The organism is Collimonas sp. PA-H2 (assembly GCF_002564105.1).
Taxonomy (GTDB): Bacteria; Pseudomonadota; Gammaproteobacteria; order Burkholderiales; family Burkholderiaceae_D; genus Collimonas.
Genome location: NZ_PDBX01000001.1, coordinates 4645107 through 4667014, shown reverse-complemented (window position 1 = coordinate 4667014; position 21908 = coordinate 4645107). Strand labels below are relative to the sequence as shown.

The window sequence follows — 21908 nt, the reverse complement described above, 5'->3', positions numbered from 1 at the left end:
AGCAAGGAATAAGCCATGGATGAGATCAAGCCCAATCCCTCGCTCTCGGATATTCTACCGGGCTCGTTGCCGGAATACGCCGAGCTGCAATGCGTTTCCAATTTCAGTTTCCTGCGCGGCGCCTCGCATCCCGAGGAACTGGTGGAACGCGCGGCCCAGCTCGATTACCACGCGCTGGCGCTGACCGATGAATGCTCGCTGGCCGGCGTGGTGCGCGCCCATGTGGCAGCCAAAGCGCATCAACTGCAGCTGCTGATCGGCAGCCAGTTCCAGCTGCACGAAGCCGACGGCAGCCCGGCCTTTTCATTGATTGCACTGGCGCAGAACCGCGAAGGCTACGGCAACCTGTCGGAACTGATCACGCTGGCGCGCAGCCGCGCCGGCAAAGGGCACTACCTGCTGACGCCGCAGGACCTGGACAATCCCGGCGCCGACAACGCCCACCTGCGCCAGCTGCCCGACTGCCTGCTGATCCTGCTGCCCGCGCATGGCATAGCCAGCGCCACGCTGATGCAGCAGGCAGCCTGGCTGCGCGCCAATTTCCCGGGCCGCGGCTGGATCGGCCTGACCTTGCTGCACCAGGCCGGCGACCAGCAGCAACGCGCCGTCATCGAACAAGTGGCGCAGACGCAAGGCTTGCCGGTGGTAGCTACCGGCGATGTCTGCATGCACAGGCGCTCGCGCAAGCCGCTGCAGGATACGATGACGGCGATCCGCATCGGCAAGCCGGTCGCCGCCTGCGGCTATGCGCTCGCGCCCAACGCCGAGCAGCACCTGCGCGCCCGGCTGCGGCTGGCCAACCTGTATCCGGCAGCGGCGCTGGCGGCCAGCGTGGAGATTGCCGCCATGTGCAACTTCTCGCTGGATGAACTGCGCTATGAATATCCTGATGAAGTGGTGCCGGCCGGCCATAGCGCTGCCAGTTACTTGCGCCAGCAAACTTATATCGGCGCACGGCGGCGCTATGCCGATGAGATTCCAGCGGCGGTGCAGAACCAGCTGGAAGACGAGCTCGATATCATCCATGCGCTGAATTACGAATCCTATTTCCTGACGGTGTACGACATCGTCCAATTCGCCCGCAGCAAGGAGATCCTGTGCCAGGGCCGCGGCTCGGCCGCCAATTCAGCAGTCTGCTACTGCCTCGGCATCACCGAGGTCGATCCCTCGCGCAGCACCTTGCTATTCGGCCGCTTCATCAGCAAGGAACGCGACGAGCCGCCTGACATCGATGTCGATTTCGAGCATCAGCGGCGCGAAGAAGTGATCCAGTATATCTATGGAAAATACGGCCGCCGCCGCGCCGCCCTGACCGCCGTGGTGATCAGCTACCGGCCGCGCAGCGTGTTGCGCGATGTCGGCAAGGCGCTCGGGGTCGATCCCAGCCTGGTCGACCAAGTCGCCAAATCGCAGCGCTGGTGGGACGACAAGCAGCAGCTGCAGCAGAATTTCAGCGAACTCGGCATCGCCCCCGATACCCCGATTGCCGAGCACTGGGCAGAACTGTCGCATACCTTGATGGGTTTTCCGCGCCACCTGTCGCAGCACCCGGGCGGCTTCGTGATCTCGCGCGGCAAGCTGTCGCGGCTGGTGCCTATCGAGAACGCGGCGATGCCGAACCGCAGCGTGGTGCAATGGGACAAGGACGACCTCGATGCGCTGCGCATCCTCAAGGTCGACGTACTGGCGCTGGGCATGCTGTCGATGCTGCAGCGGGCGCTGGCGATGGTTTCCCGCCAGCGCGGCGCCTGCTTTGAAATGCAGGATATCCCGCGTGAAGATCCTGCCACCTATCAGATGATCCGCAAGGCCGATACGATAGGCGTGTTCCAGATCGAAAGCCGGGCCCAGATGAGCATGCTGCCGCGCCTCAAGCCCAAGGAATTCTATGATCTGGTGATCCAGGTCGCCATCGTCCGGCCCGGGCCGATCCAGGGCGGCATGGTGCATCCCTACTTGCAAAACCGGAAAAAGAAGCCGGAAGAAATCGATTACCCCAGCGAGGAATTAAAAATAGCATTGAAGCGCACCTTGGGAATCCCGATTTTCCAAGAGCAAGTCATGCAAATCGCCGTCATCGCCGCCGGCTTCACCCAGGGCGAAGCGGATGAATTGCGCCGCTCGATGGCGGCCTGGAAGCGCAAAGGCGGCCTGGAAAAATTCGAACGCAAGCTGATCGACGGCATGGTCGCAAAAGATTATAAAAAAGATTTCGCCGAAGCCATCTTCAAGCAGATCCAGGGCTTCGGCGAATACGGCTTCCCGGAAAGCCATGCCGCCAGCTTCGCCCTGCTGGCCTACGCCAGCTCCTGGCTCAAATGCCACGAACCGGAAGCCTTCCTGGCGGCGCTGCTGAACAGCCAGCCGATGGGATTTTATTCGCCTTCGCAGCTGGTGCAGGATGCGCGCCGGCATGGCGTCGACGTGCTGCCGGTGGACATCAACCGCAGCAACTGGGAAGCCGCGCTGGAGTCCACTGCAGGATCGACACGGCCAGCGGTCAGGCTGGGGCTAAGCCTGGTGCGCGGCCTGAGTTTCGACAATGCCGAAGAAATCGAAGCAGCGCGCGCCGTGCGCCCTTTCAGCGACCTCCAGGACATGGCTTTGCGCACCGGCCTCAGGCGCGACCAGCTGCAGGCGCTGGCTGCCGCCGGCTCGCTGGCGCCGCTCTCCGGCAACCGCCGCCAAGCCTTGTGGCAGGCCTTGGTCAGCGCCCCCGAAAAAGGCTTGCTCAGGCCAGCCCAGGTCAACGAGGAAGAACTGTTGCTGGCGCCGCCGGGAGAAGCGGAGAACATCCTGCACGATTACCACACGCTGGGCCTGACCCTGGGCCGCCATCCGCTGGCGCTGCTGCGGACAACCCTGAGCGCCAGGCGCTTCCTGCCGGCCGATGTGCTGAACACCTTTGCCGACGGCCAGCTGGCGCGCGGCTGCGGCATCGTCACGGTGCGTCAGCGCCCCGGCACGGCCAAGGGCGTGGTGTTCGTCACCCTGGAAGATGAAACCGGCACCGTCAACGTGATCGTCTGGCCCGACCTGGTGGATCGCCAGCGCAAGGAATTGCGGGGCGCGTCCCTGATGGGCGTGTATGGGGTCTGGCAAACCCATGACGGCGTCAGCCACCTGGTGGCAAAACGGCTGGTGGATCTGTCGCCGCTGCTGGGCAGGCTGAATACCAGCAGCCGCGACTTTCATTGAAGCGAAAGCATCCTATTTTTGCTGCGGCATGTGCATATGGTCGGGATGCGCATCAAGCATCAGGTCGATGCCGGCGCCGGGATCTTCGCTGCCGTCTTCCTGCACTGCTACCGCGCGCTGCAAGCCTTCCTCATGCGCCAGGTCGCGCTTGCGCTGCCAGTTGACCGCCACCAGCCCGCCCACGCCCAGCACCGCCAGGCAGGCCGCCGGCACCAGCATCGGCGTCACATTGCTGTTGGTCAGCTTGCCTACATAGGGCATCAGGTTCTGGCCGAAGAAACCGCCCAGGTTGCCGATCGAATTGATGGCGGCGATGCTGGCTGCCGCGCGCGCGCCCTGGAAGAACTTGGGCGGCAAGGACCAGAAGCAGGGATATAGCAAGGTGATGCAGGCGCCACCGACCACCAGCGCGCCGAAGCGCAGCACATTGGAATCCAGCAGCGCGCTGGAGGCGAAGCACACCAGACCCAGTAAGCCAATCACCGCGATCGCCTGGTACACCACGCGGTCATGCCGCAATTTCCCCGGCAGCCACAGCAGCAGCAAGACCGCCAGACCCCACGGCATCATGTTGAGCAAACCGTTGATGGTGGAACTGACGCCGAAGCCCTTGACCAGCGTCGGCAGCCAGTAAGTGACGCCGTACAGCGAAGTCGACATCAGCATGTAGGTGGCGGCAAACATCAGCACGCGCAGATCCCACAAGGCCGCCAGCGGATTGCCGCGGGTGACGTTGGCCGGCGTGTCGCGCCGCATCATGTCGTTCAGCTTGATTTTCTGCGCCGCCGACAGGAACTTGGCTTCATCGATGGAACCCGGCAGGTAGCCCATCACCACCAGCGTCAGCAGCACCGCCGGCGCGCCGGTGGCGATGAATACCCATTGCCAGCCCGCCAGCCCAAGCGTGCCGTTCAGGTTCAGCAGCAAGCCGCCAACCAGCGCCCCCAGCATGTTGGCCAGCGCGCTGCCGAGCGTAAACACGCCCAGCACCCGGGTCCGGTATACCTGTGGAAACCAGAGCGTGAGGTAATAGATCACGCCAGGATAGAAGCCGGCTTCGGCCACGCCCAGCATGAAGCGCAGCACGTAGAACATCGGCAGCGAAGTGGTGAAGCCGAGCAAGATCGTCACCGCGCCCCAGGTGAACATGATGCGCGCCAGCCAGACCCGGGCGCCGTATTTGTGCAAAGCCAGCGTGCTGGGGATTTCAAACAGCAGGTAGCCGATGAAAAACAGGGAGGCGCCCAGGCCGTAGGCGGCCTCGCTCATGTGCAAGGCATGCACCATGTCCAGCTTGGCGAAGCCGACGTTCTGGCGGTCGATGAAGGACACCAGGAACATCACGATCAGCAATGGCATCAGGCGCCAAGCTACTTTCTTCATCAACTGGTCTTCAGACAGTTCGGTATTTGACTGCACGATGGGTCTCCGTTTTTTTGTGGGAATCCGTCGTCTGTGGCGACGGATGAGGTGCTGCAAAAATCTGCTGCGAAATCAGCCAGGCCAGTGACGCTGCCATATGGGCGCCACCTTGGGATGGGTTTCTATATTTTCGAGCAGCGCCAGGAAATCCGGCCGGGCTTTTCCCAGGTATCCCCGTGCGCCCGACCATTTGCTCACCACAGCCGCCAGCAGGTCGAGCGCGCCGGGCTCGGCGCCGTTCAGGAATGGGCTTGCTGCATAAGTATAAGTATCGGCAAAAATTTCCCAATAGCGGTACAGGCGCTCGCGCGCGCCTTGCCGGATCTGCTCCTTGATCGCCTCGTCGGCGTTGATGCACCAGCGCTCCGGATAATCGATCACGCCGATGGCGGCATAGCAGTTAGCCGCGATGAACACCAGGCCGCGGATGGCCTGGGCACGCTGCATTTCGTTGTCAGGTAACAATCGGGCGGAGGGTTGGGTTAATCCGAGATGCAGCAGGATCGCGGCGCTTTCGGTGAGCACGCTGCCATCCGGCAGTTGCAAAGTGGGGATTTGCCTGAGGGGGTTGCATTGCCGCAGCTCGTCGACTGCCGAACCCGGTTCCCAAGAGGCCGCGTCAACCAGCCGGTAGCTCTGCCCGGCCAACACCAGCGCGATTTCCACCACGGCAGAGCCGCAGCCCTTGAAGCCATAGAGTGTGTACATGCGACCCCGCCGTTCTATCTTTTGGAAGATAAATTCTAACAGGGAGTGAAGCCGTCATGTCGCCGGGATTGCAGCCGGCCGCGGAACCTCCAGGCCCAGCGCATGCCGCACCCGCCCGCAAAACTCCTCCGGCGAACGGGAAATGATTTCTTCCGGCACGCTGAATTTCTTGATCAGCCGCTTGTGGCTCTCAAAACCGTAGGACACCATGAAAGGGTGCATGCCGGAGCCGATCGCCGCCAGGTAATCCTTGTGCTCGTCGCCGCAGATGTAGCCGCGCGCCGGGTTGATATCCATGCGTTCCCGGATCGAACGGAATTCCTGCATTTTTTCCAGGTGCAGCGGCACGTGGGCAAAAAAATCGAAGCTGTCGATATCGATATCGTGACGCCGGAACAGCAGCCGCAGCGTGTGCTCCGGGTCGTTGGTCATATTCCGCGTCACCAGGCCGACTGCGATGTCGGGCGCGTTGATCAGGCTTTGCACCAGTTCGGCGATGCCGGGATAGAGCCGGGCTTCTTCCCGGTAGACCTCGGTCAGGGTAGCGATCAGCTGCTTGCGGTTCTGCTTGCCGATCTGCTTTTTCAGATTGGCCGGAAATTCTTTCAAGCCGCCCAGGTATTTGAACAGGCGGCGCCGCTTCTGGAATCTTTCTTCATCGCCGATCTCCATGCCGTGGCGGGAAAAGGTCTTGTCGATGGCGCTGTAGGCGTCGATGGTGGTGCCGTCTGCATCGAGAATGATTAATCGCTTGCTGTTTTTGTACATTGTCTATCCGTCAGGGGGAGGCAGCAGTTCTTGACGTCAACATATAGCAGTCGTATGACAGGACGATGACTTCGGCCGCCCACCTGTCAGGTATGATAGCGGCTCACCAATCCAGCCATCTCCGACCATGAGCGCCATCACCGATCTCGACACCCTGCTCGGCTCCATGAGCCCGATCGCCAGCGACGGCCGGTTCGTCTTTTGCTGCATTGCCGACGGCCGCTACGGCGTGCATGCGGACCTGGCGCCGCTCGCCTCGTTCCAGGAGAAGGAAGGTTTGACACTGATCCTGCCGCAGCCAGCCGCCGACCGCGCCGGACTGGCCTACGAAGGAGTGTTCGCCATGATTACGCTGAGCGTCCATTCCAGCCTGGCGGCGGTTGGGCTCACCGCTGCGGTGGCGGCTGAACTGACCAAGGCTGGCATCAGCGCCAATGTGCTGGCTGCCTTTTTTCACGATCACATCTTCGTGCCGGCCGCGCGCACCAGCGAGGCCGTGGCGGCATTGAGCGCACTGGCGCAGCGCCATGGCGGCAACGGCGCGGGCTAGCACAAGCGGATAGCGAGCCGCGTCAGGAGCTCCGCAGCGCCCGTTCTTTCTGCAACAGGCGCACGCTATGCACCGCGGTCAGCGCCACCGCGCACCAGATCGGAATATAAGTCAGCAACTGGCCCGGCGCCAAAGCTTCGCCCAGGAACAGCAGCGCAACAGCGACCAGCAGCACCGGTTCGACATAGCCGAGGATGCCGAACAAGGCCATCGGCAGCAGCCGGCTGGCGCCCAGGTAGGCGCCCAGCGCTACCGTGCTGAGCAAACCCAGGCCGGGCAGCAGCAACAGCCACATGTCGGGCCGCTGCGCAATCACTGGCAAGGAATCGCGCGCATACAGCATGGCTGCCGCAAACGGCAACAGCAAGGCGATCTCCAGCGCGAACGCCACTACCGGATCGGCATTGATCTTGCGCCGCAGGATAAAGTAAGGGGGATAGCCGAGCGCCACCACCAGCGTCGGCCAGGCAAAGCTGCGCGTCATCCACAGCTCATGCAGCACGCCGACCAAGGCGCAGGCGACCGCCAGCCATTGGAAGATATCCAGCCGTTCGTGATAATAGAAGCGGCCGACCAGCACCATGGTCAAGGGCAGCAGGAAATAGCCGAGCGACACTTCCAGTGCGCGCCCGTGCAGCGGCGCCCACAGGAAAATCCAGAGTTGCACCCCGAGCAGGGACGCCACCACCAGCAGCATCAGGCAAGTCAGCGGTTCGCGCCGCAGGCGCTGCAGCAGCTCGCGCGCCTGCGGCCAGCGCCGCCGCAGGAACAGCAGCGCCAGCGCGCCGGGCAGCGTCCACACCACGCGCCAGGCAAAGATATCCAGGCCGTCGAGCGGCGCCAGCAGCTTGGTATAGCCGGACAGCAGGGCGAACAGCATCGAGGCGCCAACCGAGAGGCTGATGCCGCGCCCTATTTCATGCTGGCTCATGGCGTCCGGCCCAACACGGCCGGGTTGGCCGCTGCGTTCAATCGGCCAACGCTTCTTTGGCAGCTTGTTCCGGCGTCAAGCCGTCATAAAACTGGTCGGTGAACCACTCCACCTGCTCTTCGATATGCTCCTGCGCCTGCTCCAGCGTAGCGCCGCCGGCGACCAGGAAGCCTTCTACTTCGATGCACCAGTTGATCAGAGCCAACGTTTCCGGATCCAGCTCTTCATTCTTCTTTGCCATTATTTTTCCAGTCAAAACCATCATGTTGTAGCAGTCTGACAACAAACCCGCCCGCGACCAGGCGCCGGCGGCAAGTTCTCTGCCGCCGGTATTTTACTCGCCTCCGGGCTAGTGGACTGTAATCGCCGAATCGAGAGTGAAAGGCGCGTATCCGGCACGCAGGGCAAGGCGCACAGCGGAGCAATAGTGGGGCTATTGCGAGCATGTGCAACGCCGCCATGCGTGTCGGATATGTGACAGGCACTCTTGATTCGGCGGTTACAGTCCACTAATGCTTCAGGATGGACTTCGGCAGGGCTGCTCACGCAAATATCGCTCGGTCGAGGCAGGACGGCGCGCCAGCATGGCCGGCGGCCGGATCGGACGGGCGACGAAATTACCGCCGCAATTCGGGCATACGCCCTTGAACACCTGGCCGGCGCAATCCACGCAGAACGTGCATTCAAAGCTGCAGATGCGCGCGTCCGCCGAGTCCGGCGGCAGGTCGCGGTCGCAGCATTCGCAATTCGGTTTCAACAACAGCATGGCCATCCCCTTTCTTGAATGCTTGAATTTCACCCGGCTTGATGGCTCCAGCTGCCCTGGATCGTGATCTCGCTCTTGACAGACCTGGCCAGGAAACATTCTTCATGCGCCTTGTGGTGCAGATGTTCCAGCACCGCGTCGCCCGGCACTTTGGCGCCGCCGAAAGTCACGGCCGGCAGCAGCTCCACCAGCGCCACCCAGCTCTTGCCGTCGGCGCCGCGCCGCATATGGCCCTGGGCATTGTCGACATAACGCTCGACCAGGTAGCCGGCGCTCCTGGCGATATCCAGGAACCACAGCATATGACAGCTGGAGAGTGCGGCGACATACGCTTCTTCAGGATCGACATTGGCCGGATCCGACAAAGGCACCCTGACAACGTGCGGCGAACTGGAGGCCGGCACCACCGCGCCGCCGTCGAAGCGCCACTGATGGGCGCGGCTGTAGCGGTTGTCGACAAAGGCTGCGGCGCCGCGTTCCCATGCGACGGTGGCGATATGCGTGGACATGAATTCTCCTTGGATCTGGATAGTCTGGAAATTTATTGCGGGACACTGTAGTGTGTCTGGGCGGCCCCCGAATGATATATCTTTACAGCAATTCTTGAAAATATTTTCCTCGTCAGAAATGACAAACAAGGACTCGCCATGCAACGTAAAATGCTTTTCTCTCGCTGTTTGTCCGGAGTGATCCTCGGCATCGCTCTGCTCGCCGGCAATGCCTCGGCAGAACAGATCAACGTCATGAATTCCGGCGGCTTCAGCGCCGCCTATAAGGTGCTCGCACCCGGCTTCGAACAAGCCAGCGGCGACAGCCTGAACACGGCTTGGGGCCCGTCCATGGGCGCCGCGCCCGAGGCGATTCCCAACCGCCTGCAGCGCGGCGAAGCGGCCGACGTGGTGATCATGGTCGGCTATGCCCTGGATGACCTGATCCGACAAGGAAAAGTAAACGCCGACAGCCGCCAGGACCTGGCGGATTCACGGATCGGGATGGTGGTCAAGAGCGGCGCCGCAAAGCCGGACATCAGCACCATGGACGGCTTGCGCCAGGCCTTGCTGAACGCAAAATCGATCGCCTATTCGGACAGCGCCAGCGGCGTCTACATAGAAAGCAAGCTGTTCAAGCTGCTCGGCATCGAAGACCAGGTCAAGGGTAAGGGACACATGATTCAAAAAACCCCGGTCGCCAGCCTGGTGGCCAAGGGAGAATATGAGCTGGGATTCCAGCAGGTCAGCGAATTGCTGCCGGTGAGCGGCGTCGATTTTGCCGGCAAGATTCCGGAGCAGGCGCAAAGCGTCACCACCTTTGCCGCCGGCATTCCCAGCAACGCCCTGCATCCCGAGGCCGGCAGAAAGCTGATTCGCTACCTGGCTTCTCCGACAGCTCAGGACGCGATACGGGATAGCGGCCTGGACTCTCTGTCTTCATCGCACCGGTAAAGCAGGTCGGCGACGTCGCCGGCGCGCGCCCTGCTATTGCTGGCGCCAATAAACACTGCCGCCGTCGGCGCCCGGATACAGCTTGGTGTGATTCACATGGTTGAACGCCAGCGGAACCTGGACGGTATCGTAATGCAGCATGAACTGGCGGGCATGCAAGGTGGCGATCAAATCGGCAAGGCTGATTTTCGCCGGCGCATAGCCGCGTAAAATGTAGCACTGCATTTGCCACACCTGGGCCCAGGCCCAGTTGTCGTGCCAGGCAAAATCACGTTCCGACCATACCGATACGTGCGCCTCGGAACGAACATTCTCGACCGAATTCTGAATCGCCGCCTCAGGCAAGACCACTACCGTGTAAGCAGAGTGATAGGTAAGGAAATTCAGCAAATCCAGGCCAGCCGATTTCGGCAAATGCTCGATGCAGTCGCCGATAATGGTCAAATCGAACATTTCATCGGTCATCGTAGAAGGAATGTCGACCGCGCTCATCACATGCAGCGGCGAGTAAATATCCTGCAAGCCGAATCTCTCTACGTAGCTGCGCTCTATTTCCACGCCTTCCACTATCGCTTGCGGCAAAACCTGTTTCGCCAGGCGGCCGTATTTACCCTCGCCGCAACCGATATCCAGGATGCGCTCCGGCGCAAGCGCGCCAAGCAGTGCACCGGTAACTTCGTCAAAAGAACTCGCGGAAAACGGCATGATCAATATCCTGACTAAAAAAATTAATTATCGGAATGCGTAACATTGCGCCGCAAATACATTGCGGCAGCTCAGCGCAAGACTGAGGAAACACTAGCCTGCACCTGCTCGACATCGGCTGCCGCCAGCCAGTGGCAGTAGCCGGCGAGCGTATTGCGGTCGATTTCGCCAAGCGGAATATGGTCATATTTGCCGGCACGGAAATCGCGCTTGGACCAATACTCTTCGGTATGCCATGCATGGATATGCAAGACATCGCTGCCCAATGCACGGCCCGCATGCGGGAAGTGATCGAGAAAGCCCTGCGAACAGCGCTGAGGATAAGTACGGCGCAGCGCCAGCTCTCCGGCGTACATGGTCAGGACGTTCTTGCACCAGCCGGGCCACGTGCCCTCGAAGTCGCGGAATTCCTCGTCCAGAAGTTTCTGGCAATAGTCCATCTGGGCGACAACGAAATTGCACACGAATTCGCTTGGCCCAAGCAGCGAAGCGCCGACGTTATGCAAACCGGAATGCGGGAAACCCCAGCGCTGGCTGCATTCAACCAATTTCTTGCGGACTTCTTCGGTATAGGCGTAAGCGCCAAATCCAAAACACAAGCCGCTCGGACGGAAATCAGCCATTGCGCGGGTAACGAAGGTGTCGCAGTCGGTCTTCAGTATGTATTGATATTTTCTGCACAGATCGAGGACTTCCGGCTGGCACAAATTTGCAACCGAATTGATGTAACCATACCCGGCCCATTCGCTATGGCTGTCCGCATAGGGTGCGCTTGGCAGCAGCTTGATTCGCGCATCTGCCGGCAGCGCGCTTACGGCGTCCGGATGGCACACAGCGATAATCTCTGCGCGGGCAAACAGATTGGAATAAATCATGCTTTTGTAGAGCCAATGAAATTCCTCTATCGTTTCTTCCCTGTTGTCGACATACACCAGCACACCTAAATCCATCGCACATCCCTCAATTAAAAATACAGAATCGACAACAAACCAGCATCCGACGATGCCAGACACTGAACGAATACATATTAATTGATTTCAATAGCAACAACGCGAGCGCACAGGTTTATATGAGGCGGAGCTGGATGTGATGACCGGCTAACAGTGAAAGCAGTGAAAGCATTGCGCGTCCGGTCAAAGAATCGATTGCGGATTCGTCAATATACTTGAAACGGCGTTGCCGATAGCGCCAAAGACAGCGCCGATGGCAGCACAGCAGGACGGCAGGCCATGCCTACCGCCCCGCAGCGAGGAGAGTTAGTTATAGATCGGCATTGCCAGGAACAGCTTGATCACGATCGCATTGGCGATGTCGATGAAGAACGCGCTCACCATCGGCACCACCAGGAACGCCAGCGGCGACGGCCCGAAGCGGTCGGTCACCGCCTGCATGTTGGCGATCGCGGTCGGCGTCGCCCCTAGGCCGAAACCGCAATGGCCTGCCGCCAGCACCGCGGCGTCGTAGTTCTTGCCCATCACGCGGAACGTCACGAATACCGCATAAGCTGCCATCGCCGCCGCCTGCACCGCCAGGATCAGCAGCACCGGCAAGGCCAGCGACGCCAGGTCCCACAGACGCAAGCTCATCAGCGCCATCGCCAGGAACAGCGACAGGCTCACATTGCCCAGCAGCAGGATGGCGCGCTCGAAAATCTTGTAGCCGACCAGCAGCGACAAGCCATTGCTCAGCACCACACCGACAAACAGGACGCAGACAAAGGTCGGCAATTCAAACGCCGTGCCGTTCAACTGGTTGGCGATCAGGGTGCCGACCGACAGGCTGACAGCGATCAGGGCCAGCGCTTCGATGAAGGCTTGTGGCGTAATCAGCTGCTCCGCCTTGGGCTGCTCGAAACTCAACGGCGGGTGGTCAGCCGGCGCTGCCTGGGCGCCCGGCAATTTGACGCGCTTGACCAGGAAGCCGGCCACCGGGCCGCCGATCAGGCCGCCCAGGATCAGGCCGAAGGTAGCGCAAGCGATCGCAATTTCAGTGGCCGCCGCCAGGCCGTGGCGCTCGGAAAACACCCGGCCCCAGGCGGCGCCGGTGCCATGCCCGCCCGACAAGGAAATCGACGCGCCCAGCAAGCCGATCAAAGGATCGAGTCCCATCATCTTCGCCATGCCGATGCCGATGGTGTCCTGCAAGATCAGCAAACCCACCACCACGCCCAGGAACAAAGCCAGGGTCCTGCCGCCGGCTTTGAGGCTGGCGAGATTGGCATTCAAGCCGATGGTGGCGAAGAAAGCCAGCATCAGCGGCCCTTGCAGGGTGTTATCGAACTGCACCTGGACATTGGAAAAACTGCGCAAGCCGAACAGCAGCAAAGCCACCAGCAAGCCGCCCACCACCGGCTCGGGAATGCTGTAGGTTCTCAGCAGCGAGGAAGAAGACACCAGCTTGCGTCCCAGCAGCAATACCAGCGATGCGGCGACTAATGTTTCCAGGGTGTCCAAGTTAATCATCTATTTCCTTTCGTTTCTAAACATGTGTCGATACCGGCAGCGTCGCTTACCGGGAACGGTTTCGCTCCGGAGCAGGATGCAAGACAGGCAGCATCTGCAGTCATGCTTGCGCTCTCTCGGCATGGGAGAAAGATCTCTTTGAATTCAGCACACAATTTCCCCTTGGCAATTATCGAGAATAACGCATTGCCGTTTGCATTGCTTACACCGCAGATTATTTCAGCGCTGGACCGCGTCGGAGGGCAGGCAGGAATGCCTGGCTAGGTTGCTGACAAGAATTAATGAAATATACCGAACGCTGGGTTCGGCGGCGACAAAAAAATGCCGGGCCAATGCTGTCATAAAATCATTGACAAGGCAACATCAAATTCAATGTGCAGCGCGCCGGCAAGGGTCGCCCGCCGTCAATTTTTGCGTCTTGCCAATCTCTCTTAAGGACCGGCAAATTTAGCCAGCGCAGCTTAGACTCCTCTGGCACTGCGATGTAACCTGGGAAAGTTTTGACAAGAAATTGACACAGAGTGATGTTGGTTTGCATTACTCGGAGATTTGCTTCAGTACAGCTGTCGATCAATCACAAGGGAATATAAGTAATCACCACATCATTGCCACGAATCGCACTACGCATTTCGTACTTAGCCGATACCCAGTCAATGTGAAAACGGCGCCTCATGTCGATCAACTTGAATGGGAAAACGAAGCGTTTGATCCAGCGCTGGTGATTGAGGTCTAAAGATGACTCTAAAAATATTTCTCGACACGGAATTCACAGATTTCATTCGCCCACATTTGATCAGCATCGGGATGGTCGCAGATTTCGGGGAAGAGTTTTATGCGGAAATTCCGTATCCAGACAGCGAGTGCAGCGATTTTGTGCGGGAAACGGTTATCCCGCTACTCGGGCGTTTTCCAGACGCAATATGTTCCAAGGAAAATTTGCCCGTCAGATTACGAATCTGGTTAGAGCTTGTTAGGGCTCAGCGGGACCATATTGAAATCTGTGTTGATTCTCAGACGGACTGGGATCTACTGATCAGCGCCTTGGAATACCAGGTGCCGAAGTGGTGCCGGCAGACGTTCATTGGAAATGAAATCGACGAGCTGCGCCGCTCCGATTTCCACAGGGAAAATGATTCGCCTGAGCATCATGCGCTCTATGACGCATGGGCAAATAAATATGCATTCAAAGAGAACCCTTCCTCCAACTAATGTCAACGGCGAAACGGGCTGCGACTCTGCCTTCAAGCGCTTCATTTCGGCTGTCGGAGATGCTAAAAAAGCCCACTCAAATATGAGCGAGCCTAAGTTGATGCTCGCATATAGAGGCTGTCTCGTGGAACTTCTCCACCTGCGCTATCTAATTGCTACCGCTTCGGATTCCTGAGGTTGCCAACCTCCACCAAGCGCCTTGAATGCCGCGACCGCCGCGCGGGCGGATTCAGTTTGCGCTTGCGCTCGCATATCGGAGGCACGTAGCAGGTTCTCATCTGCTTGCAAGACTTCGATAAGGCTGACGACCCCTTTCTGGTATGCCGCAAGCGAGGCCCCTCTCGCCCGACTGAGCGAATCCACACCCTGACCGAGTATGTCGGCCTGATCCTCGCGTTTTACCAGGGCCGAGAACGCGTTTTCCACGTCTTCGGTAGCACGCAGCACCGCGAGGCGATAACCGGCTAGCGCCTCGGCTTCCTGGCCTTTGGCAAGGTCAATCTGCGCGTTGATGCGGCCGAAGTCGAACAGACGCCAGCGAAGGCCCAGCACGCCGGTGGCTTGACTTGCGCCGCTGGTGAACAGGTTGCCGCTAGATAAAGATGTCGCGCTGCCGATCAGTCCGCTAAAGGAGAGCTTGGGGTAATACTCGGCGATTGCCATGCCGATACGCGCGTTCGACGCAGCCAGACGGCGTTCGGCCACGATCAGATCGGGTCGACGTCTGAGCAAATCACCTGGCGATCCGGTTGATGCGATCTGTGGAGCGACCGGAATAACGCTAGTATTCGCCAGCTCCTTCCTGTGTGTACCGGGCGGTGTGCCCAGCATCACGTCCAGCGCATTCATGGCTGTATCCAGCCCTGTTTCGAGGACCGGTACCGATGCCCGCACCTGGGCGAGCGCACCCTCGACCTGCCGCACTTGAAGTTCGGCTGCCAATCCCTTGCCATAAAGCAGATTGATGGTTGAAAGTAGTTCCTTTTGCGTCTGTACCTGCCTGCGGGCAACGTCAAGGCGAGTTTGCAGTCCACGTATACTGATGTAGATGTCAGCGGTCTGCGCCGCCACCGCCAATCGTGTCGCCGCCGCGCCAGCCTCCGAAGCCTGATACTCGGCCAGTGCTGCCTCCCGTCCGCGACGCACGCCACCGAATACGTCCAGCTCCCAGCTTGCGCCGAGGTTGGCCTCATAGGCGTTGCCGTAACGATCGAAATTGGGTCTTGAATTCAAGACTTGCCCTAATGGCGTTTCAACCGACTGGTAGGCTCGTGCCCCCTGGGCATTGATGTTGCCGGAAGGCAGCAGCGCGGCATTCGCGGCTCCGAGTCCTGCGCGCGCCTGAGCGACGCGAGCGGATGCTTGCGCAAGATCCAAATTCTGCTCCAGCGCAAGCGTTACGAAGTGGGTCAATTGTGGATCGCCAAAGCTTCCCCACCACACAGTGAAATCGGCAGTGGCTTTGGCATGTCGTTGCTCAACTGCCGTTTGACCTAGGTAGCGATCTGGCATGGGCGTGTCGGGCCGAATGTAATCTGGCCCGACAGCGCAACCCGCTGAAAGACTGGCGACGACTAACATGAAGAGAGTGCGTTTAAGTAACATGGGTATCTTCCGCGACGTGAAAGGGAAAAATCATGAAGTGACTATATCATGAAATAGTCACTCGTTGTGCAAATCGAGTAGAAGAGGTAAGCTGTCTAATATGAGCAAAACAACCACTTCTCCGGGCTCAGCCCGAGGCCCAGTCGATCACGAGGTGCGAGATCAAATCGTTGTCGCGGCTACCGAGCACTTCCGCCTGTACGGCTACGAAAAGACCACCGTCTCTGATCTTGCCAAGGCTATTGGCTTTTCTAAAGCCTATATTTACAAGTTCTTTGAGTCCAAGCAGGCCATTGGCGAACTGATTTGCGCAAATTGCCTGCACGAGATCGAAACGGATGTCAGAGCAGCCGTTGACGGAGTCGACCGTCCGCCAGAGAAACTACGGCGCATGTTCAAAACAGGCGTCGAGTCATGCCTTCGCCTGTTTTTTGAAGATCGCAAGCTCTATGACATTGCAGCCTCAGCTGCCACGGAACATTGGGAGGCAGTACGCGCCTTTGAGGAGCGCATCAAGGCAATGCTGCAGGACATCCTGCGTCAGGGACGCGAGACAGAGGAGTTTGAGCGCAAGACGCCGCTCGATGAGACGGCGACGGCGATTTACTTGGTCATTCGACCCTATCTCAATCCGCTGCTTTTGCAGCAAAGCTTCGATTCTGCGGATGATGCGCCGGCGCAACTATCTAATCTGGTGTTGCGTAGCTTATCGCCATAAGTGCTGAATATTGATGTGACCATTGACTTAATTGGTCACTAGTCTCAAAATAGAAATCCTGTTTAGCTCTTTATGGGATTTCTATGCTCCGCCGCCTCGTTTTCTCTGCTGCCATATCTATATTGCCGTTTGCGCTGGTCGCTTGTGGCGAAAAACCGCAAGCCGATCCACGTACCGAAGCGCCGTTAGTACGTGCGGCTACGATTCAGGGGGCAGTCGCTGCATCACGTACATTCACCGGAACCGTAGCTGCTCGGGTACAAAGCGATCTTGGTTTCCGGGTCTCTGGCAAGGTGTTGGAGCGACTTGTGGACGCGGGGCAAACCGTTAAGCGTGGGCAACCGCTCATGCGCATCGACCCTGTCGATCTGAAGCTTGCCGCGCATGCTCAGCAGGAAGCGGTCGCCGCAGCCCGGGCACGGGCCCAGCAAACGGCGGACGATGAAGCCCGCTACCGCGACCTGCGCGGAACCGGCGCGATATCGGCTTCAGCCTACGACCAAGTCAAGGCTGCGGCAGATACTGCCAAAGCCCAGCTCAATGCAACCGAAGCCCAAGCCGAAGTTGCTCGCAACGCGAGCCGATACACGGAGCTGGTGGCAGATTCCGATGGCATCATCATGGAAACGCTAGTCGAACCCGGCCAAGTCGTCAACGCGGGCCAAGTCGTGGTGCGTGTGGCCCATGCTGGACACCGCGAGGCCATCATCCAATTGCCGGAAACCTTGCGCCCTGCCATCGGTTCAGTCGGCCAAGCCACGCTCTTTGGCAAAGAGGGCGTTACCGTTCCAACCAAACTCAGGCAGCTCTCGGATGCCGCAGACCGACTAACCCGCACCTTCGAGGCGCGGTATGTGCTGGACGGGGAGATGTCCAGCGCCCCATTAGGTACAACAGTCACCGTTCAGATCCCGGACGCACATCCCGCTGAGCAAGGCGGCTTGTGGGTACCGATTGGCTCGCTGTTCGACGCGGGCAAGGGGGCGGGAGTCTGGGTCATCGAAGGCAAGCCAGCAAAGGTTTCCTGGCGGGCGGTCACGGTCCAGCGACTGGACGACGACGGTGCGCGCATTGCAGGCCAACTCAAGCCAGGTGACCGGATAGTCGCACTCGGCACTCACCTGCTGCACGAAGGCGAGCAGGTCCGGGTGGCTGACCAGGCCGCCGCCGCAACCGTGGGAGTGCGGCCATGAGCGAAGGTCGCTTCAACCTGTCGGCGCTCGCCGTGCGCGAGCGCTCCGTCACCCTGTTTCTGATCTGCCTGATCTCGCTGGCCGGGTTCATCTCCTTCTTCAAACTTGGCCGGGCGGAAGACCCCGCGTTCACGGTCAAAGTGATGACCATCGTTACTGCCTGGCCAGGCGCCACCGCACAGGAAATGCAGGACCAGGTCGCCGAGAAAATCGAAAAGCGCATGCAGGAGCTGCGCTGGTATGAACGTACCGAGACCTACACAAGACCTGGTTTAGCCTTCACCACCTTGACCTTGCTCGACAGTACGCCACCTTCGGAGGTCCAGGGAGAGTTTTACCAAGCCCGAAAGAAAGTCAGCGATGAGGTAAACAACCTTCCGCCTGGCGTGATCGGACCGATGGTCAACGACGAATACGCGGACGTCACCTTTGCCCTATTCGCACTCAAGGCCAAGGGCGAACCACAGCGCCTGCTTGTACGCGATGCGGAGACGTTGCGCCAGCGCCTGCTGCACGTGCCCGGTGTAAAGAAGGTCAACATCGTTGGCGAGCAGCCTGAGCGCATTTATGTCGAGTTTTCGCATGAGCGACTGGCAACGTTGGGCGTCAGCCCACAGGAAGTATTCGCCGCACTCAATAATCAGAACGTGCTAACGCCGGCTGGCTCCGTGGAAACCAAGGGACCGCAGGTGTTTATTCGCCTGGACGGCGCTTTCGATCAATTACAAAAGATCCGCGATACGCCGGTCGTGGCGCAAGGTCGCACATTGAAACTGTCGGACATCGCCACGATCAAGCGTGGCTATGAGGATCCGGCGACTTTCATGATCCGCAACGGCGGCGAACCCGCGCTGCTGCTCGGCATCGTCATGCGCGACGGTTGGAACGGGCTCGATCTGGGCAAGGCGCTGGATAAGGAGGTTGGTGCGATCAACGCCGATATGCCGCAGGGTATGGGCCTGACCAAGGTCACAGACCAAGCCGTCAATATCAGCTCGGCGGTCGATGAGTTCATGGTCAAGTTCTTTGTCGCGCTGCTGGTGGTCATGCTGGTGTGTTTCGTGAGTATGGGTTGGCGTGTGGGTATCGTCGTTGCTGCGGCTGTGCCGCTGACGCTGGCGGCAGTCTTCATCGTGATGGCCGCGACCGGAAAGAACTTCGACCGCATCACGCTGGGCTCGCTGATCCTGGGCCTGGGCCTGCTTGTGGACGACGCCATCATCGCCATCGAAATGATGGTGGTAAAGATGGAGGAAGGCTACGACCGTATTGCCGCGTCTGCCTATGCGTGGAGCCACACTGCCGCGCCAATGCTCTCGGGCACGCTGGTGACGGCCGTCGGCTTCATGCCCAATGGCTTCGCCCGCTCCACCGCCGGTGAATACACCAGCAATATGTTCTGGATTGTCGGCATCGCACTGATCGCGTCTTGGGTGGTCGCCGTGGTATTTACACCTTACCTTGGTGTCAAGCTGCTACCCGATCTCAAAAAAGTCGAAGGCGGCCACGACGCACTCTACGATACACCACGCTATAACCGCTTCCGCCAAGTGTTGGAGCGCGTTATCGCACGCAAGTGGCTGGTCGCCGGTACTGTAGTGGGTCTTTTTGTTGTAGCCGTGCTCGGAATGGCGGTGGTCAAGAAGCAATTCTTCCCGATCTCCGACCGCCCCGAAGTGCTGGTCGAGGTGCAGATGCCCTATGGCACTTCGATCGGCCAGACCAGCGCCGCCACAGAGAAGGTGGAAGCATGGTTGGCTAAACAGCCGGAAGCGAAGATCGTCACGGCCTATGTTGGTCAAGGCGCGCCACGCTTCTACCTGGCAATGGGACCAGAATTGCCTGATCCGTCGTTTGCCAAGATCGTGATCCGCACAGACAACCAGGATGAGCGCGAGGTATTGAAAAACCGGTTACGCAAGGCAATCGCCGACGGCCTCGCTTCTGAGGCGCGCGTGCGCGTCACCCAACTGGTGTTTGGTCCCTATTCGCCGTTCCCGGTCGCCTACCGGGTCACAGGACCGGACCAGGACAAGCTACGCAGTATCGCGACTGAAGTGCAGCGGGTCATGGATGCCAGTCCGATGATGCGTACGGTCAACACCGACTGGGGCACGCGCACGCCTATGCTGCACTTCACCTTGCAGCAAGACCGATTGCAGGCCGTCGGGCTGACCTCCAGCGCCGTGGCGCAGCAACTGCAATTCTTGCTAAGCGGTGTGCCTGTCACCGCCGTCCGTGAAGACATTCGCACGGTGCAAGTCACGGCCCGTTCGGCTGGCGACAGCCGGCTCGACCCGGCCAAGATCGCGGACTTCACGCTGGCTGGCGCCAATGGGCAACGTATCCCCCTGTCGCAGGTGGGTAAGGTCGACGTGCGCATGGAAGAACCAATCATGCGCCGTCGCGACCGGATGCCGACGATCACCGTCCGGGGCGACATCGCCGATGGCTTACAGCCGCCGGACGTGTCGGCAGCCATCACCCAGCAGCTCCAGCCCATCATGGACAAACTGCCTGACGGATACCGCATCGAGGAGGCAGGGTCCATCGAAGAATCGGGCAAAGCGACAAAAGCAATGTTGCCTCTCTTTCCAATCATGCTGGCGATAACCCTGCTCATGATCATTTTTCAGGTGCGCTCGATCTCCGCGATGGTCATGGTCTTCCTGACCAGCCCGCTTGGGCTGATCGGTGTGGTGCCAACGTTGATTCTGTTCCAGCAGCCATTTGGCATCAATGCGCTGGTCGGCCTGATTGCGCTGTCGGGTATCCTGATGCGCAACACACTGATTCTGATCGGGCAAATCCGCCACAACGAACAGGCGGGATTGAGCCCATTCCACGCGGTTGTCGAGGCAACCGTGCAGCGCTCTCGACCGGTGGTCTTGACCGCATTGGCGGCGATCCTGGCCTTCATCCCGCTTACCCATTCGGTGTTCTGGGGCACGCTCGCTTACACACTGATCGGCGGCACATTTGCAGGGACGATCCTGACCCTCGTGTTCTTGCCGGCGATGTATTCCATCTGGTTCAAGATCAGGCCAGCCCCATCGCAAAATTGATCTGCCGCTCATCCCAATTCACCCATACCAAAGGAACTGTCATGTCGAATTCTAAAGTCGTCGTTATTACCGGTGTGTCATCAGGCATCGGGCGTGCCGCCGCGGTGAAATTTGCCAAGCGTGGTTGTCGAGTATTCGGCACCGTACGCAATGCTACAAAAACACAGTCAATATCTGGTGTTGTGCTGGTCGAGATGGATGTCCGCGACGACGCTTCAGTTCAGCGTGGAATCCAGACCATCATCGCTCAGGCCGGGCGCATCGATGTACTTGTCAATAGTGCAGGCGTGACCCTGCACGGCTCGACGGAAGAAACGTCGATTGCCGAGGCTCAGTCGCTGTTCGATACCAACGTTTTTGGCATCTTGCGCACAACACAAGCGGTACTGCCGCACATGCGCGCGCAGCGTTCGGGAAGAATCGTCAACATCAGCTCAGTGCTGGGCTTCCTTCCGGCTCCATACATGGGGCTCTATTCAGCATCCAAGCATGCCGTTGAGGGGATGTCCGAGACTTTGGATCATGAGGTGCGCAAGTTCGGAGTCCGCGTGGTGCTTGTTGCGCCTTCCTACACCAAGACCAGTCTGGATATCAACGCGCCCCAGGCGGCGTCCAAAATCCCGGCCTATGACGATGAGCGCGACGGCGTGTTCCGCGCAATTGAAAAAAATGTTAAAGCCGCACCGGAACCCGATGGTGTCGCAACCACGATTATCGATGCCGCTTTGGGTGCATGGAAAATGCGGCGTACCCCCAAAGGCCAGGCCTCTCTTCTGAGCAAACTGCGCCGTTTCATGCCTGCTGGCCCCGTCGATGCAAGCCTGAGGAAAACATTTGGACTTGCCTGAAATCGGTTCCCTGCTTTCACGTCAAGGCCCGAACTCAACGGGCTTTGCTCTGCCGAACCTGGGATACCCTAGCGCGAATCTATTAATTGAGATTCCGCTATCGCGGCTGCAATGCTCGTAAACCGAGAAAATTAAAGAATAATTAAGTGTTTGGGCAACAAAAAATCCCAAAACCACTAATCAGAAGCAATGGACTGACTGATTTCGGTGCTGGACTCAGTGCTCAAATTGATTGGAATATGCAGGGTATTAGTGCCAAGGCTAATTTTGACTTTTCTTGCTCCCACTCCGTACCCACTGCGGAGCTCTTGTGACTCT

General features: G+C 59.2%; 19 protein-coding genes. 8 read left to right on the top strand and 11 right to left on the bottom strand.

All coding sequences use genetic code 11. The features are described 5' to 3' along the window. Nucleotides 1–15: 15 nt before the first annotated feature. Nucleotides 16–3198 carry an error-prone DNA polymerase gene (locus BCF11_RS21465; RefSeq protein WP_098496540.1) on the top strand — a complete coding sequence of 1061 codons (3183 nt, stop codon included), beginning with the start codon at nt 16–18 and terminating at the stop codon, nt 3196–3198. Nucleotides 3199–3210: 12 nt separating this feature from the next. Here the strand turns inward: BCF11_RS21465 and BCF11_RS21460 are convergent, their stop codons facing one another. The 3 genes from BCF11_RS21460 to BCF11_RS21450 form a co-directional block, all read right to left on the bottom strand. Next, nucleotides 3211–4581, bottom strand: a complete 1371-nt coding sequence (locus tag BCF11_RS21460) for an MFS transporter (protein ID WP_098497630.1) — start codon at nt 4579–4581, stop codon at nt 3211–3213. Nucleotides 4582–4692: 111 nt separating this feature from the next. Next, a complete protein-coding gene (locus BCF11_RS21455; RefSeq protein WP_098496539.1) occupies nt 4693–5328 on the bottom strand; it encodes a glutathione S-transferase family protein in 636 nt (211 codons plus the stop codon). 54 nt (nt 5329–5382) lie between these two features. Continuing rightward, nucleotides 5383–6096, bottom strand: coding sequence for an HAD family hydrolase (locus tag BCF11_RS21450; protein ID WP_098496538.1), 714 nt, complete (start codon nt 6094–6096; stop codon nt 5383–5385). Between the two features lie 127 nt (nt 6097–6223). Here BCF11_RS21450 and BCF11_RS21445 point away from each other — a divergent pair, with 127 nt between their 5' ends. Continuing rightward, nucleotides 6224–6646 (top strand): ACT domain-containing protein, encoded by a 423-nt coding sequence (locus tag BCF11_RS21445; RefSeq protein WP_098496537.1) that lies wholly within the window; start codon nt 6224–6226, stop codon nt 6644–6646. Between the two features lie 22 nt (nt 6647–6668). Here the strand turns inward: BCF11_RS21445 and rarD are convergent, their stop codons facing one another. From rarD to BCF11_RS21425, 4 genes are all read right to left on the bottom strand, one after another. Then, a complete protein-coding gene (gene rarD, locus BCF11_RS21440) occupies nt 6669–7577 on the bottom strand; it encodes an EamA family transporter RarD (RefSeq protein WP_098496536.1) in 909 nt (302 codons plus the stop codon). 37 nt (nt 7578–7614) lie between these two features. Further along, nucleotides 7615–7818, bottom strand: a complete 204-nt coding sequence (locus tag BCF11_RS21435) for a hypothetical protein (protein WP_061941816.1) — start codon at nt 7816–7818, stop codon at nt 7615–7617. A gap of 276 nt (nt 7819–8094) precedes the next feature. Next, the gene (locus BCF11_RS21430) at nt 8095–8343 is read right to left on the bottom strand and encodes a DUF1272 domain-containing protein (RefSeq protein ID WP_098497629.1); all 249 of its coding nucleotides are present in this window, start codon (nt 8341–8343) and stop codon (nt 8095–8097) included. A gap of 29 nt (nt 8344–8372) precedes the next feature. Further along, nucleotides 8373–8852 carry an OsmC family protein gene (locus BCF11_RS21425; RefSeq protein WP_098496535.1) on the bottom strand — a complete coding sequence of 160 codons (480 nt, stop codon included), beginning with the start codon at nt 8850–8852 and terminating at the stop codon, nt 8373–8375. Nucleotides 8853–9002: 150 nt separating this feature from the next. Here BCF11_RS21425 and BCF11_RS21420 point away from each other — a divergent pair, with 150 nt between their 5' ends. Next, the gene (locus BCF11_RS21420) at nt 9003–9785 is read left to right on the top strand and encodes a substrate-binding domain-containing protein (RefSeq protein WP_233212582.1); all 783 of its coding nucleotides are present in this window, start codon (nt 9003–9005) and stop codon (nt 9783–9785) included. Between the two features lie 33 nt (nt 9786–9818). Here the strand turns inward: BCF11_RS21420 and BCF11_RS21415 are convergent, their stop codons facing one another. The 3 genes from BCF11_RS21415 to gltS form a co-directional block, all read right to left on the bottom strand. Then, nucleotides 9819–10490, bottom strand: a complete 672-nt coding sequence (locus BCF11_RS21415) for a class I SAM-dependent methyltransferase (protein WP_098496533.1) — start codon at nt 10488–10490, stop codon at nt 9819–9821. A gap of 71 nt (nt 10491–10561) precedes the next feature. After that, nucleotides 10562–11440, bottom strand: a complete 879-nt coding sequence (locus tag BCF11_RS21410; RefSeq protein WP_098496532.1) for a hypothetical protein — start codon at nt 11438–11440, stop codon at nt 10562–10564. A gap of 306 nt (nt 11441–11746) precedes the next feature. Next, on the bottom strand, nt 11747–12952 hold the full coding sequence (gene gltS, locus BCF11_RS21405; protein ID WP_098496531.1) for a sodium/glutamate symporter: 1206 nt from the start codon (nt 12950–12952) through the stop codon (nt 11747–11749). Nucleotides 12953–13687: 735 nt separating this feature from the next. Here gltS and BCF11_RS21400 point away from each other — a divergent pair. Beyond that, entirely contained in the window at nt 13688–14161 is a 474-nt protein-coding gene (locus BCF11_RS21400; protein WP_098496530.1) for a 3'-5' exoribonuclease, read from the top strand. Between the two features lie 144 nt (nt 14162–14305). Here BCF11_RS21400 and BCF11_RS21395 read toward each other — a convergent pair whose 3' ends face one another. Continuing rightward, on the bottom strand, nt 14306–15766 hold the full coding sequence (locus tag BCF11_RS21395; RefSeq protein WP_098496529.1) for an efflux transporter outer membrane subunit: 1461 nt from the start codon (nt 15764–15766) through the stop codon (nt 14306–14308). A gap of 100 nt (nt 15767–15866) precedes the next feature. Here BCF11_RS21395 and BCF11_RS21390 point away from each other — a divergent pair, with 100 nt between their 5' ends. The 4 genes from BCF11_RS21390 to BCF11_RS21375 all read left to right on the top strand — a co-directional run bounded on the left by BCF11_RS21390 (nt 15867) and on the right by BCF11_RS21375 (nt 21590). Next, a complete protein-coding gene (locus tag BCF11_RS21390) occupies nt 15867–16484 on the top strand; it encodes a TetR/AcrR family transcriptional regulator (RefSeq protein WP_098496528.1) in 618 nt (205 codons plus the stop codon). An 83-nt stretch (nt 16485–16567) separates the two neighbouring features. After that, a complete protein-coding gene (locus tag BCF11_RS21385) occupies nt 16568–17677 on the top strand; it encodes an efflux RND transporter periplasmic adaptor subunit (protein WP_098496527.1) in 1110 nt (369 codons plus the stop codon). Then, nucleotides 17674–20742 (top strand): efflux RND transporter permease subunit, encoded by a 3069-nt coding sequence (locus BCF11_RS21380; protein WP_098496526.1) that lies wholly within the window; start codon nt 17674–17676, stop codon nt 20740–20742. The genes BCF11_RS21385 and BCF11_RS21380 overlap by 4 nt, the downstream gene beginning before the upstream one ends. Before the next feature lie 41 nt (nt 20743–20783). Further along, a complete protein-coding gene (locus BCF11_RS21375; protein ID WP_098496525.1) occupies nt 20784–21590 on the top strand; it encodes an oxidoreductase in 807 nt (268 codons plus the stop codon). The last annotated feature ends 318 nt before the right edge of the window (nt 21591–21908 follow it).